At 69.0% G+C, this 13,921-nt stretch carries 12 protein-coding genes; 7 read left to right on the top strand and 5 right to left on the bottom strand.

What is annotated here, in order from left to right; translation table 11 throughout:
- The first annotated feature begins 79 nt into the window (after positions 1-79).
- On the top strand, positions 80-946 hold the full coding sequence (locus F0U63_RS19335; protein ID WP_395847405.1) for a helix-turn-helix domain-containing protein: 867 nt from the start codon (positions 80-82) through the stop codon (positions 944-946).
- Positions 947-1,003: 57 nt separating this feature from the next.
- Entirely contained in the window at positions 1,004-2,167 is a 1,164-nt protein-coding gene (locus tag F0U63_RS19330; RefSeq protein WP_395847404.1) for a nucleotide disphospho-sugar-binding domain-containing protein, read from the top strand.
- An 18-nt stretch (positions 2,168-2,185) separates the two neighbouring features.
- Here F0U63_RS19330 and F0U63_RS19325 read toward each other — a convergent pair whose 3' ends face one another.
- The 4 genes from F0U63_RS19325 to F0U63_RS19310 form a co-directional block, all read right to left on the bottom strand.
- Positions 2,186-3,223, bottom strand: a complete 1,038-nt coding sequence (locus tag F0U63_RS19325) for a PKD domain-containing protein (protein ID WP_395847403.1) — start codon at positions 3,221-3,223, stop codon at positions 2,186-2,188.
- Between the two features lie 132 nt (positions 3,224-3,355).
- Positions 3,356-5,752, bottom strand: coding sequence for a glycosyl hydrolase family 18 protein (locus F0U63_RS19320; protein ID WP_395847402.1), 2,397 nt, complete (start codon positions 5,750-5,752; stop codon positions 3,356-3,358).
- A gap of 121 nt (positions 5,753-5,873) precedes the next feature.
- Positions 5,874-7,343, bottom strand: coding sequence for a putative metal-binding motif-containing protein (locus F0U63_RS19315; RefSeq protein WP_395847401.1), 1,470 nt, complete (start codon positions 7,341-7,343; stop codon positions 5,874-5,876).
- Positions 7,340-8,110 carry a hypothetical protein gene (locus F0U63_RS19310; RefSeq protein ID WP_395847400.1) on the bottom strand — a complete coding sequence of 257 codons (771 nt, stop codon included), beginning with the start codon at positions 8,108-8,110 and terminating at the stop codon, positions 7,340-7,342. Before F0U63_RS19310 ends, F0U63_RS19315 begins: the two co-directional genes overlap by 4 nt.
- Before the next feature lie 225 nt (positions 8,111-8,335).
- On the opposite strand from F0U63_RS19310, the gene tauA reads away from it, so the two are divergent.
- From tauA to tauD, 4 genes are read left to right on the top strand one after another with little or no spacing between them, the layout of a single operon-like run.
- Positions 8,336-9,316, top strand: a complete 981-nt coding sequence (gene tauA, locus F0U63_RS19305; protein WP_395847399.1) for a taurine ABC transporter substrate-binding protein — start codon at positions 8,336-8,338, stop codon at positions 9,314-9,316.
- Entirely contained in the window at positions 9,313-10,134 is an 822-nt protein-coding gene (tauB, locus tag F0U63_RS19300; protein WP_395847398.1) for a taurine ABC transporter ATP-binding subunit, read from the top strand. The genes tauA and tauB overlap by 4 nt, the downstream gene beginning before the upstream one ends.
- Entirely contained in the window at positions 10,131-10,964 is an 834-nt protein-coding gene (tauC, locus tag F0U63_RS19295) for a taurine ABC transporter permease TauC (protein ID WP_395847397.1), read from the top strand. Before tauB ends, tauC begins: the two co-directional genes overlap by 4 nt.
- 23 nt (positions 10,965-10,987) lie before the next feature.
- Positions 10,988-11,821, top strand: a complete 834-nt coding sequence (gene tauD, locus F0U63_RS19290; protein WP_395847396.1) for a taurine dioxygenase — start codon at positions 10,988-10,990, stop codon at positions 11,819-11,821.
- A 52-nt stretch (positions 11,822-11,873) separates the two neighbouring features.
- Here tauD and F0U63_RS19285 read toward each other — a convergent pair whose 3' ends face one another.
- Positions 11,874-12,896, bottom strand: coding sequence for a pyridoxamine 5'-phosphate oxidase family protein (locus F0U63_RS19285; protein WP_395847395.1), 1,023 nt, complete (start codon positions 12,894-12,896; stop codon positions 11,874-11,876).
- Positions 12,897-13,057: 161 nt separating this feature from the next.
- Between F0U63_RS19285 and F0U63_RS19280 the strand changes: the two genes are divergently transcribed.
- The gene (locus F0U63_RS19280) at positions 13,058-13,879 is read left to right on the top strand and encodes an AraC family transcriptional regulator (protein ID WP_395847394.1); all 822 of its coding nucleotides are present in this window, start codon (positions 13,058-13,060) and stop codon (positions 13,877-13,879) included.
- Positions 13,880-13,921: the final 42 nt, after the last annotated feature.

Raw genomic sequence — 13,921 nt, 5'->3', positions numbered from 1 at the left:
CGCGCTGGCTCCGCTGCTGAAGTGAGGGCCCTCGTGCCCCTTTCCCAGGCGCGCTATCCTGTCCCCCATGCAGGACGAGTTGGGTGAACAGCTCCTGGAGTGGTTGAAGGGCGACGCGCGGTTGATCCGCAACGCGCCCCCCATCGGTGTCACGCGGTTGGTTTCGGATGGACCAAGCACCGTCGACGGGCCGACGCATCACAACCCCTTGCTGGAGCTGGCCTGGGTGGAGCAGGGGCGCATGGAGGTGCGGTCCGGCCGCCAGCGCGTGGAGGCCTCCGCCGGTACGTGCCTGCTCATCCCCACCACCCTCGAGCACACTCCCCGCTTCCATTCCGCGCTCGTTCACATGGTGCGCTTCTCGCCCCAACGGCTCGCGGACGCGGCGGAGCAGCTCGAGCGTCCATCCCCGCTCGCGCTCGAGCCACGGGTCTTCGGGTCCGAGCAGCGGCTCTCCCGGCTCGCGCGCTGTCTGGCCGAACAGTTCACCCTCGGGCTCGACATCGACGACCCCGAGGTGAGCGCTTCGAGTGACGCCCTCACCTACTGCCTGGTGCGCGGACCTCCCCCCTCTCGCGAGCACGCGCCCGACCCGAGCATCCGCCGGGCGCTCGAGCTCATGGCCAGCTCCTTCGGCGAGCCGCTCTCCGTGGAGGAACTGGCGCGGGCCGCCGGGCTGCCGCGCTTCGTGTTCCTCCGGCGCTTCCGCGCCAAAGTGGGGACGAGCCCGTACCGCGCGCTCACCGAGCTGCGCCTGGAGCGTGCCGCCGAGCGGCTGCGCACCTCGCGCGACTCCATCCTCGAGGTGTGCCTGTCCTGCGGATTCGGGGATCCGGGCCGCTTCGCGCGCATGTTCCGCCAGCGCTACGGTTGCACTCCCCGCCGCTTCCGCGCCGAGCAGAACCCGGCCGCGCACGAAACGCCGATTCGCCGCACGACACGCTGAGACGCCGCGCGGCGCCGCGGCCAGGATGGCGTGCATCCCTCATCTCCGGAGCACGTCATGCGAGTCCTCTTCTGCAGCTCACCCCTGCTCGGCTATTTCCTTCCCCTCGTGCCCTGGGCGTGGGCCCTGCGCGCGGCGGGCCACGAGGTGCGGGTGGCCACCGCGGGCGAGGGGCTCGAGGCCTGTGGGCGCGCCGGGCTGCACGCCTTCGATGCCGCGCCGGGCGTGGACGTGGATGAGGTCTTCCAGCGCACGATCGAGGCCAACCAGCGGCTCGCGCCTCCCGGCTCGCGCCAGGGCCGTCCCCCCTTTCCGCCCGTCCCCGGGATGGTCTCCCCCTTCGCCCGGGTGGCCGACCTGATGACGGATGAGACGCTCCGCATCGCCCGAGCCTTCCGGCCGACGCTCGTCATCTACCCTCGCCTCCACGTGTTGGGCCGACTGGTCGCGGAGGTGCTCGGAGTGCCGGTGGTGGAACACTCGCCCGGTCTGCCCTTGAATCCCGATCGGTTCGGCTCGCTCGGGTGGCTCATCACTCCCGAGGCCTGCGAGCGCCATGGACGCACCCCCGAGCTGGCCCGGCCCACGGCCCTGCTCCACCCCACTCCACCCAGCATGCTCGGCAACGACGCCTTCGCTCCGGGCTGGTCCACGCGCTACGTGCCCTACAACGGCTCGCGCGGGGCGCTTCCGCCATGGCTGCTCGCGCCGCCCACGCGCCCGCGGGTCTGCGTGACGATGGGCTCGGTGTTGCCGGGGATGAAGGGCGTGGCGGTGGTGAAGCACGTGGTGGATGCGCTCGCCGGGCGCGACGTGGAGGGAGTGCTCGCGCTGGGCGGCGCGGACCTGAGAGCCCTGGGGACCCTGCCCGACAACGTGCGCGTCACCGGCTGGGTGCCACTCAATGAACTGCTCTCCGGTTGCGGCGCGATCGTCCATCACGGCGGCGCGGGCACCACCTGGACGGCGCTCGCGCTCGGCATTCCCCAGCTCATCCTGCCCCAGGGCGCGGACCAGCCGGACAACGCCGAGGCGGCCCAACGGCGCGGGCTGGCCGTATCGCTCTCCCCCACTCCAGAGAACCAGGAGCCCGTGGAGGCGGCGCTCGATCGGGTGCTGAAGGACGCCGCGCTGCGCGCGACAGCGCGCGCCGTCCAGGAGGAGATGGCGGGACTCCCGACGCCGCATGACATGGTCGAGCGGCTCGTCGCGCTCACCTGACACCACGCACACAGCGACTCAGTTGTTGGGCGCGTCGGCGAGGATCCAGGAGCGGATGCGGGTGAGCTCGCCGGGGCGCTCGTCGAAGTAGGCCAGGTTGTCCTGCGGCATCCTGGTACCACAGAGGGGATTGGCGATGAGCTTCTTCACGAGCAGCGAGTCGTCGGGCTGCTTCGGCAGCACACGCGCGAGGTTGGTGCTGACGCAGGGAGCGTTGTTGCTCTTGACGTTGACCATGGAAGCCCAGGACTTGCCCGCATCGAGGTTCAGCCCTCCGCGGCTCGCGGTGGTGCTGTTGTGGCAACGCGTGCACTGCGCGTCCCAGATGGGCTGGATGTCCCTGGCGTAGGTGGGGATGGAGACCTCCACGTTCATCGAGCGCGTCACCGAGTCGTGCCCGTCGGAGACCGTGACTTGGAAGGTGTAGCTCGTCGCCGCGGCGAGGTCGCCGGAGCGCCACTGCGCGGCGGCGGCCGTGGGGTTGGTGAAGGTGCCCGCGCCCGCCGGGTCGACCGTCCAGGCATAGGTGAGAATGTCCCCATCCAGATCCGTGGCGCCGATGGAGAGGTTGACGGTGTCACCCGCGATCACCGAGCCAGGCGCGGTGATGGCCGCGTCCACGGTGGGGGCGCGGTTGACGGTGGGAACGTTCTTCACCGCCACGTCCACCGTGCCCTCGGCCGTGCCGTCCTTCCCATCCGAGACCGTCACGTGCAGGGTGAAGGTCGTGTCGGCCGGCACGGCGGGCGCCGTCCAGGTGCGGCTCGCCCCGGTCTCGGTGCCGAAGGTGCCGACGGGAGTCGCCGGGGTCTGTGTCCAGGTATAGGTGAGCGGGTCCCCGTCCGCGTCGGTGGCGGTCACCGCGAGGGTGGTGCTCGCGACCTCGTTGACGGAGGCTGGCGTGGCGGTCACCTCGGTGAGGGAAGGAGCGTGGTTGGTATTCGTCGAGCCATCGAACAGACCGCAGCCGCTCCACCCCAGACTCAGGAGCAGGAGCGCGTGGAACGACTTCCGCGAGGGCCGCCACGAGGGCGGGGTTGGCTGACGCGTGTGCATGACTCCCCCTTGTTCGGGCACCAATCGCGAGCCCGGTGCCAGCGACGATCGTATGCCGGACCCGCCCAAGACGCTCCCGGGCAAGGAAGAGGTTCGCGGGTCCTGTGAAGTCGCAAACAACGCAGCAGACGACTATTTGATGCTCTGGTTGAGCTGCGCGCACTCCGCGGCGGTCACGTTCTCACCGCAGACCGCGATCTGCTCCTGTGGCTTCGCGTCCGACAGGTTGCTCACCAGCGTGTTGCCGAGCACGTGGTTGAGTGCGTTGAGGTTGTAGCCGTTGTCCTGCTCCATCTGCCACCCGAACACGCCGGCCAGGCCATTCGCCTTGGCGTAGGCGGCCTTCAGCGCCACGGTGCGCGGCGTCTCGACGGTGATGAACGAGCCGAGCGGATTGACCATGTAGTCCGCATTGGAGGCCTTGTCCGTATAGAGGTGGTAGCCATTCCTGGGCTTCAGGTCCTTGTCGAGGAAGTTCTGATACAGATCATAGCCCTCCACCACGCCGGCTTCCCACGAGCCGACGCCGGCAACGCCCAGGACGAGCCCGACGCCGGTGGCGTTCAGATCGCCGAAGGTGGAACTGCCCTTCAGGCCGTGGGTGTACTCGGTGATGTCGCCAGGCTTGATGGCCTTGGCGCGGTGATAGTTGGCGATGCCAATCATGATCTTGTTCGCCGGAGCCCCCTCCCCTCTCAGCGTCTGGACCGCCGCGTCCACGGAGAGGGGCGCGGTGTTGCCCTGGGCATCCTTGAAGTTGGGGTTGGTGAGCAGCGGCGTGTGGTGACTGAACTGGCGCTCCCAGGCACCGGAGAAGTCGTAGGTCATCAGGTACAGGCGGTCGAGGTACTTGCTCGTCTCCGCCCAGTTGATGAGCTTCAGCTTGCTCGGGATGGCCGCGATGGCGCTGGAGAGGCGGTACTGCTTGCCGGTCTTCCTGCTCAGCCAGTCCATGCCGGCGCGCAGTTCCTTCAGCAGTTGCAGGTAGTTCTGCGGGTCGTCCGGACGGGACATCCCGGGCACCGCGCCGTCGGAGCCCGGGTACTCCCAGTCGATGTCGATGCCATCGAAGTCGAACTGCTCCAGGAAGCGGACCACCGAGTCCACGAAGGCCTTGCGCCGCACCGGGTCGTGCGCCATCCACGGGAAGCCCTCGCTCAGGGTCCACCCACCCACCGACAGATCCAGCTTCAGGTGCGGATTCTCCTGACGCAGCTTGTAGAGGACGCCGAACACGCCCGCCACGTCCTTCGGGTCCAGGTCATACATGGGCTCCGTGCCCGTCACCTTGCCTCCGGTCTGGCCCGGCAGCACGCGCAGGAAGGCCGCCTCGAAGTCCGCGACGGCCATGGCTCCGTCCGGCAGGTTGCTCTGCTTGCACGTGCGATTGACCGCCGCGGGCGCGGTGGTGGGGAAGCCAGGGTCCTGCGTGTTCTTCGCGGCCGGGAAGCAGATGCCCGCGAACCCATAGACGAGCCGGTGCACGTTCTTCACCGGCAGCTTGTTGAAGTCGAAGCGACGGCCATAGATGGCCCAGTCCCCGAGGTACTCGACGATCTCCTGTCCGGCGCTCAGTTGATACACGTTGTGCTGGAGTGGCAGCGTCCCGGGAGGAAGCTTGGAGACGCGCGCGCCGGTGTCCGCGTCGAAACCGGGGTGGTTGCCGCCCGGGTCCTTCGAGGGATCAATACCGCCCCGGGTGCCGCCGCTGCCGGTGCCGGAGACCGGGTGGGCCGCGCCGATGGGTCCCGAAGGCGCGACGCTGCCCGCGCGCGTATTGCCCGTCACCACCGACGGCTGGCCGTAGTCGATGGTGTTGGGAATGGACACCGGGCACAGGGCCTCGTCCGGAACGCCAACGAGCTCCCACATGTTGTAGATGGTGTCGTCGGGCCTGATGCCGTGCACGTCGGCCAGGGCGCGGTAGGCCTTGCCGTTGTATCCGACGACCTTCCCCTTCGCGTAGATCTTGGTGGCCACCCACGCGGATGCGCAGAAGGGTGTCGTGGGGCCGTTACCTCCCCCCGTGTCGGACGGAGCCACCTTCCACAGGGTGGCAGCATTGGACGGCTCCCAGCCTGGCGCGGAGGTATGGGCGAAGATGCACTGGTACTTCACACCACCGTAGGAGACGACGTCGCCCACCGCGTACTGCGTGTTGGCGGCCCAGGGGCTGGCCGTGCTGGTGCCAGCGTCCGTGCTGGTGCCAGCATCCGTGCCGCCGCCCGTACCTCCGTCGGCGTCTCCTCCACCGCAGCTCCCTCCTGGCTGCCAGAGAGTGGTCGTATCCCTCGGGTTCCAATTGGCCCCGGGATACGCGGTGTGGGCCACCCGGGCGGTGTACGTCGCCCCCTGGTAGGTCACCACCTGCCCGACCGTGTAGCTCGTCCCCTCGGCCCACCCGGTGCAGGCCGCGGCCAACGAACTCTCGCTCATCGCCAGCAGCGGGGCGTCACGCTCACCACAGGCGGTTCCCAGAAACAGGATGGCCGCCACCGTGGCGGACAGACCACACGCACGACGCCGCATAACGCCTCCGAAATGCACGATGTCTGGTCAAGCGGCCCTCCTCGGGCCGCGCCGCCAGGTTCAGGCAGAAGGAGACGGATGGCTCATTTTTCGGGTCATCGCGCCCGACGCGCCAGCGAGGCTACGGCCCCCAGTAGAAGCCGGTGCCGTCCTCGGCCACGCTCCAGACCTCGTCCGACGACAGCGCCTCGAGGCTCGTGAAGCCCTGCGTACCGAAGCGGAAGTCCAGCCACCGCGTCCCGTCGAAGCGGACGATGTCATCCGTGTCCAGGCGGCCAAGGACGGAGCCCCTCCCGAAAGACACCACGTCGAGGATGTCCGGGGCGACGCCGCCGTCCACGAAGATGGGGTACGAGGGCTTCGCGGTCCACGTGCCCCCCTCGCGCTCCAGCAACAGTCCCTGGTCTCCCGAGGCATAGGCGAGGCCCGGGCTCACCACGTGCACGGACTGGAGGGCATCCTGCCCCGCGGAGGACGGCGGCAGCTGTTCCGGCAACCACGTGCCACCATCCGGGTTGGCGTGGTAGGCGACCGGCTGCTTGACCCCGGCCGTCCCCACGGCGATGAGCGTCCGCGGGTCGAGCCCGTGGATGGAGCGCAGGTCCGCGTCCACGTGAGCCACCCGCACCGGGTCCGCCGGGTAGTCCCAGCGGAGGATGTCCCCGGACTCGCTCACCGCGTAGAGCGTCGTGCCCGCGTCTCCCTCGAACCCCACGATGTCCTGGATGGCCGCGCCGCCCCCGTCGAAGGGCGTCAGCGTGCAGGGCGCCCCGACGATGGTCGTCCGCGTGGCGAGCTGGCCCTGCCAGGAGCCCACGAAGACGCGCCCGTCGCTCGGCCGCGCCCAGGCGGTGGACCACTCCCCTGGGCAATCGCCGAACCGCCGCATGTCGAAGCCGCCGTCGGCCTCGCGGCTGACGTAGGCGAGCACGCCACTGTTGCTCACGAACCAGGCCCGGCCGCGCGCGTGAGGGGCCACGTCCCGGAGGGCCACTCCGTCAAGGCGCGGTGTCGTCCTCCACTCGACGCCGGCGCAGACGGGGTCCGGGTCCACGCGGGAGTCACAGTTGTTGTCGAGGAAGTCGCAGCGCTCCTCCAGGCCGGATGCGATGGAGGCGGAGTGGTCGTCGCAGTCCGTGCCCCCGGTGGCGGCGCTCACGTAGCCGTCCCCATCCTCGTCGCGAGCGCCCAGGCCCAGGGGGACCTCCACACTCCCCTCCTTGGGAACTTCCACCCGGGCCGTCGCGGTGGCCACCTCCTGTCCGGAGCACGAGCGCTCGCGTGCGGAGGCCGTCACCACCACGGTGTGGCTCCAGTCGACCCTGCGAACGAAGCCCACCTCGCGGGTGCCCTTGCCTTCCAACACCGGAGGCTCCACCGGAAGCTCCAGCGTCTTCGAGGAGGACTCCGCGTCCGTGAGCCGCAGCGTGACGCAGCCCGGACGGAAGCCGTCGTAGGACAGCTGCACTCGGACCTGACAGGGGTGGTCCGCGTCACAGATGCTCGGGCGCTCGGCCTCGAGCTCCTCGATGTCCGGCACGGTGCAGGTGATGCAGAGCCACCCGAGTCCCACGGCCACGGCGCGCTTCATGGCGACACCTCCGCCCGCGGCGATGGCGTCGTCCTGTCCGCGAGCAACCAGGTGACGGCCGCTCCCGCGGCGGCGGTGACGGCCGCGCCCAGGAGGACGTTGGCCACGAGCGCGTGTCCCCGCGCGCTGTCCAGGTGCGCCTGCCGGTCGCTGTAGAAGACGGCCTCGCGCGCATCACTCACGTTGCCGCGTGACCTCAGGCCGAAGTAGCCGCCCACGCCGCCGAGCGCCGCGCCCGCCCCCAGCAGCGCCAGGGGGAGCACCGGCGTGGAGCGCGGGGCGCTCACCTGCGCTTGCGCCCCGGCGGAGGGGACGAGCCCGGGAGCTGGCGTCCCCGCGAGCTTCGCGTCCGGCACCGCGCGCGGCGCGTCCGACGGTGGGCGCGGGTTGCGGGCCAGCTCGCGCTGGACTTCGCGGCGCACGTCCTCGAAGTCGCGCGCCACCTTGGGGGACACCTTCACCGGGAGGCTCGCATCGGGCCGCAGCATCAGGCCGGCGCGGAAGGCCGCCATGGACGCCTGGCGCCGCCTCAGGTCCCCGAGCACGAGGCCCCGGTAGATGGCCACCCGGGCCCGCTCTCCATCGTCGCGCGCGAGGAGGCTGGCGCCGTCGAGCTCTTTGAGCGCGTGCTCGTAGTCGAGGTCCTCGTAGGCTCGCGCCGTGGCCGCCATGCGGCCCTCGAAGTCCGAGGCAGTGAAAGCCGACGGCTGGCTCCACGCTGGCGGCACCAGCATCAGCACGAGCCCGAGCACGATTCGCAGATCCATGGGCGGGCAGGATACTCACCCGGCTCCAGGCGGCGAGACGTTCCGTCACCATGGTGCGGTCGTCACCGACGCTGTAACGCCTGGGACACGCGATGAGGTCCGCGACGCCTTGGCGCCAGACACACGGCCAGGGCGCTGGCGAGCATATGCTCATGCGAAAAGGTTATTTATCTCCGGGCGAATCCTCGAACACGCTGATTATTCCGTGTTCGAGGAGCATCCCGCATGAGCGCATCCCTGATTCCCCATCGGTTGCTGGCGGTCCTGGTGGGGGGCTGCCTGGCACTGTCCGCCCAGGCGGCTGACATCGTCATCGGATACCAGACGGGCATCGACCCGACCAAGGTGCCACAAGCCGACGGCACCTACGAGAAGGCCATCGGTCAGAAGCTCGACTGGCGGCGTTTCAACAGCGGCGCGGAGGTGATCACCGCCATGGCCTCCGGCGCCGTGCAGCTCGGCAACCTGGGCTCCAGCCCGCTGGCCGCCGCCGCCACCCGAGGCCTGCCGATCGTCACCTTCCTGGTCTCCGCGCAGATCAACTCCGCCGAGGCCCTGGTGGTACGTCATGGCAGCAATATCAACACCCCCCAGGATCTGGTGGGTAAGACCATCGCCACCCCATTCGTCTCCACCTCGCACTACAGCCTGCTCGGCGCGCTCAAGCACTGGAAGCTGGACGCGACCAAGGTGAAGGTGATCAACCTCAACCCCACCGAGATCGCCGCGGCCTGGAAGCGCGGTGATATCGACGGTGCCTTCGTCTGGTCACCGGCCCTCGGCGAAATCAAGAAGAGCGGCAAGGTGCTCACCACCGCCGCCGAAGTCGGCTCCTGGGGCGCGCCGACCTTCGAGGTCTGGGTCGCGCGCAAGGACTTCGCGGAAAAGCACCCCGAGGTGCTCGCCCGTTTCGCCAGGATCAGCCTGGAAGCCTTCGCCGACTACGCCGCCCACAAGGAGGCCTGGACCGCCGACTCCGCTCCGGTGCGGAACATCGCCCGGCTGACCGGCGCGAACCCGGTGGACGTGCCGGAACTCCTGGCCGGCTCCACCTATCCGGATGCCAGGGCCCAGGAACGGCTGCTCGGAGGCGAGACCGCCAGGGCCATTGCCGCCACCGCCCTGTTCCTCAAGGAGCAAGGCAAGACCGACACGGTACGGCCCGACTACTCGCCCTACGTCAGCGCGAAGTACTTGAAGGAATGACGCGCGCCTCCCCTCTCCTCCCCGAGACGAAGAAGATGGCCCTACTCCAACTGGAGCGCATCAGCGCACGCTACCCCGGCGCGGCCGGTCCGGTCCTGACAGACATCTCGCTCAGCCTCGGGCCGCGGCAGTTGCTGGTCGCTCTCGGCCCGTCCGGCAGCGGGAAGACCACGTTGCTCAACCTGATCGCCGGCTTCGTGCCACCCAGCGGCGGACGCATCACCCTCGACGGCGTCCCGGTGCGCGGCCCCAGCGCCGAGCGTGGCGTGGTCTTCCAGGACGACGCCCTGCTGCCCTGGCAGGACGTGCTGAGCAACGTCGCCTTTGGCCTCGAGCTGGCCGGCATGCCGCGTGACCAGCGCGAGGCCCGGGCCCGCGACATGCTCGCCCTGGTCGATCTGGCCGGTTTCGACACGCGGCGCATCTGGCAGCTCTCCGGTGGCCAGAAACAGCGTGTCGGCCTCGCCCGCGCCCTCGCCGCGGACCCGCGCGTCCTGCTGATGGATGAACCCTTCGGCGCGCTGGACGCCTTCACCCGCGAGCAGATGCAGGAACTGCTGCTCCAGGTGTGGACGCGCACGTCCAAGCCGGTGTTCCTGATCACCCACGACATCGAGGAGGCGGTGTTCCTCGCCACGGAGCTGATCCTCCTGTCGCCCGATCCGGGACGTATCAGCGAACGCCTCGAGCTCGACTTCGGCCAGCGCCATGCCGCCGGAGAGAGCGCCCGGGCGATCAAATCCGACCCGCGCTTCATCGCCACCCGCGAACACGTCCTGGCCCAGGTCTTCGCCGAGCGGAAGAGGAGAACGGCATGAGCAGCCTCGAACTTCCAGCCGTGGCGACCCCTCCCGAGCCCACGGCCCGGCCTCCGCGCCGCCCGCTGAGCCTCACCGTCATCAGCGCCCTGACTGTCTCCTCCCTGCTGCTCCTGTGGTGGGCGGTGACCACCGCCGGGCTGATCGAGCCCCTGTTCCTGCCAGGCCCCCAGGCCGTGGCGCAGAAGGGCTGGGAGCTGCTGACCCGGGGCTACATGGACGCCAGCCTGTGGCAGCACCTGGGGGCCAGCCTGGGGCGCATCGGCGTGGCCCTGCTCGCCGCCGTGCTGACCGCGATTCCTCTGGGCATCGCCATGGGCCGTAGCCGCGTGGCCCGAGGCATCTTCGATCCGTTGATCGAGTTCTACCGGCCGATCCCTCCTCTGGCCTACCTGCCGCTGATCGTCATCTGGTGCGGCATCGGCGAGCTGTCCAAGGTGCTGCTGATCTTCCTGGCCATCTTCGCGCCCATCGCCATTTCCACCGCCACCGGCGTGCGCAACGTCGATCCGGCCCGGCTGCGTGCCGCGCAATCCCTGGGCGCCACCCAGGCGCAGCTGATCCGCCATGTCATCCTGCCCAGCGCCCTGCCGGACATCCTCACCAGCGTGCGCATCGGCCTCGGAGTGGGTTGGTCGACCCTGGTGGCCTCGGAGTTGATCGCCGCCACCAGTGGCCTCGGCTTCATGGTGCAGTCGGCGGCGCAGTTCCTGGTCACGGACGTGGTGATCCTCGGCATCCTGGTCATCGCCCTGATCGCCTTCGCCCTGGAACTCGGCCTTCGCGCCCTGCAACGCAGGCTGGTGCCCTGGCATGGGCAGAGTCACTGAACCTTCAGCAGAGGTAGAGAACGATGTCCCTGAACATCACGCCCTTGAATCCCGCCCTCGGTGCCGTCGTCGAAGGCATCGACCTGCGCGAGCCCCTGAGCAACTCCAACCGGGACGCCATCGAGCAAGCCCTGCTGCGGCACCAGGTGCTGTTCTTCCGCGACCAACCCCTGACGCCCCAGCAGCAGGCCGCCTTCGCCGCGCGCTTCGGGGAGCTGCACATCCACCCCATCTACCCGAACATCCCCGAGCAACCGCAAGTGCTGGTGCTCGACACCGCCGTCACCGACGTGCGTGACAACGCCATCTGGCACACCGACGTCACCTTCCTGGAAACCCCCGCCCTCGGCGCCGTGCTCGCCGCCAAGAAACTGCCCCCCTACGGGGGCGATACCCTGTGGGCCAGCAGCAGCGCGGCCTTCGACGCCTTGTCGAAGCCGATGCAGAAACTGCTCGACGGCCTCACCGCCCTCCACGACCTGACCCGCTCCTTCCCCCTGGAGCGCTTCGGCGCCACCCCGGAAGACCTCGCCAGGTTCGAGGAAGCCAAACGGAAGAACCCACCGCGCACCCACCCGGTGGTGCGCACCCACCCGGTGACCGGACGCAAGGGCTTGTTCGTCAACGACGGCTTCACCACCCGCATCAATGAACTGGAGCCGGCGGAGAGCGATGCCCTGCTGCGCTTCCTCTTCGCCCACAGCACCCGCCCGGAGTTCTCCCTCCGCTGGCGCTGGCGGGAGAACGACGTGGCCTTCTGGGACAACCGCATCACCCAGCACTACGCCGTCGACGACTACCGCCCGCAACGGCGGGTGATGCACCGCGCCACCATCCTCGGTGACAAGCCGTTCTGACCCGGAGGGGGCCTCGCCGAACCGGCGCGCGCTGCCCGCCGGAGCCGCGTCGTCAGTAGAGGTTGGTCTTGTAGTCCTTCTCCAAGCCCTTCTGCAAAAGGCCGGTAACGCCGGGAACGGACAGGACCGCTCTCGCCAGCCTGGCCCCGAGGCCCTTATCGCTGTTGAGCTTGCCGTGCGCGACGAACACCTTGGCCGGGTCGAGGCCTTCGGGACGCGCCTTGACGGGCCAGAGCTTGGCGCGGACGAGTGTGGGGCTCTCGCGCAGATCGAGGGTGGGGTCGTCGATGCCGGTGACCAGCGTCGGCGTCTTGCCCTGAACGACGAATCGCGCGCGCACCGCCTCATCGGTCGTGAGCCGCGCGCTCCCCGAGAGATGGGCGACGTGCGTCGAGCCAGGAATCAGGAGCACGGCGGCGATGCGCGGCTGGGCGATGATGTTGCGGAAGCTGTCCACGCGGCGGTTTCCCGGACGATCGGCGAACCAGGCCCTGCCGTCTTCGAGACTCGCCATCGAGCCAGCCGGATCACCCTTGGGGCTGAGGTCGGCGCGTCCCTTCGCGTCGATGGTCGCCAGCGCCATGAAGCGGCTGGCGGAAAGGAAGGCCGCGGCGTCCCGCGGCGTGGCCGCGCCAGGCGAAGCAGCCCAGAAGTCCGAGCGGATCAGCGACTTGGCGCAATGGCCATAGCATTCCTCGACCGTGATGCGGATCTCTCCCTCGCGCACCTCCGCCACCCTGCCGTTGACACGCAGGGTCTCGCCGATGCCAGGGAGCAGGAACAGCGAGCCGAACCCCATGCCGGGCCGGGCCAGCGACGGGTCGTCGAGCAGCGCGGTGGGCAGCCGCAGCTCGCGAGCATCGCCCCCAGCGAAACCAGGGTGGCCGCCGCCGAGGGTGACCCCGATGAGGGGACCCTCCCCGAACCCGGCGAAGACAAGGGGCGACGCGGCGATCCAACGCAGCGCGCCCTCGTCCAGATGATCGATGACCTTGAGGTTCACCGGCGCTGGCACCTTGCCGATGTAGGCTTCCAGCGCGGCAACCGTGGCGATCGGGTCGCTCGTCCTACTCACGATGTTCTCTCCTTCCGAGGAGGATGAAAGGCGTGGCCGTGGTGGTCACCCAGACCCGTATCGGTCTCTTGCCTTGAATCTGACCTCATTTTCGCTTGACCGCATTACGCAACCCGGTCAACTTGTTTCGAGATTCGGCCACGGCGCTGAATCCATCCCGAATGCACCTTCCGGACATCCCCCAGCTCCCTGTCGATTTCGATCCGGATGATGTCGCCCGGCCCGTGCTGGTGGTTGGGATGGAGATGGTGACCGGGGAGATGGAGCTGAGCTTTCACACGCACCGCAAGGCACAGCTGGTCTTCATCATCCGTGGCGAAGTGACGTGTGAGGGATCAAACGCCCTGTGGCTCGTCCCCCCTCGGTCAGCGCTGTGGATTCCAGGCAATACGAACCACAGCATCAAGGGCCGAGCACCTCTCGAAGGGGTCGCTCTGTTCGTGGAGCCCGACGCGGTCGCTACCTTGCCCAGGGAATGCTGTGCGGTTTCAGTCAGCCCCCTGCTCCGGGAGTTGCTGTTCCGCGCCGCAACCTTGCCAGCACTGTATCCACTCGACGGGCCAGAGGCCCGGCTGGTCACCGTGCTGCTCGACGAACTGGCGGCGGCGCAGGTGGAGAAGCTGCGGCTTCCCATGCCCACGGACGCGCGGCTCCGGCGGCTCGTCGAGATGATCACCACCCATCCGGCGGACGGCTCGACCATGAAGGAATGGGCGAGGCGGATTGGCGTTGCCGAGCGAACGCTGAACCGCCTGCTCGTTCACGAGACGGGCATGAGCTTTGGGCGATGGCGCCAGCAACTTCACATCATCCTGGCGTTGCAATGGCTCACGCGGGGAGCCTCCGTGCAGAGCGTGGCCATCGACCTGGGCTACGAAAGCGCGAGCAGTTTCGTGACCATGTTCCGAAAGGCGATCGGCACGTCGCCCGCGCGGTACATGTCGCGGCGGCTCGACCTCGCCAGCCCCGACGCTGGCGACTGACTGCCCGCCGAGGGCTTCCGCATCTGAAACGAAGAAGCCCCC

The sequence above is a fragment of the Cystobacter fuscus genome (assembly GCF_044360685.1).
GTDB classification, from domain to species: Bacteria; Myxococcota; Myxococcia; order Myxococcales; family Myxococcaceae; genus Cystobacter; species Cystobacter fuscus_C.
Note: the sequence above shows the minus strand (reverse complement) of the source record. Positions and strands in the feature narration are given on the sequence as shown.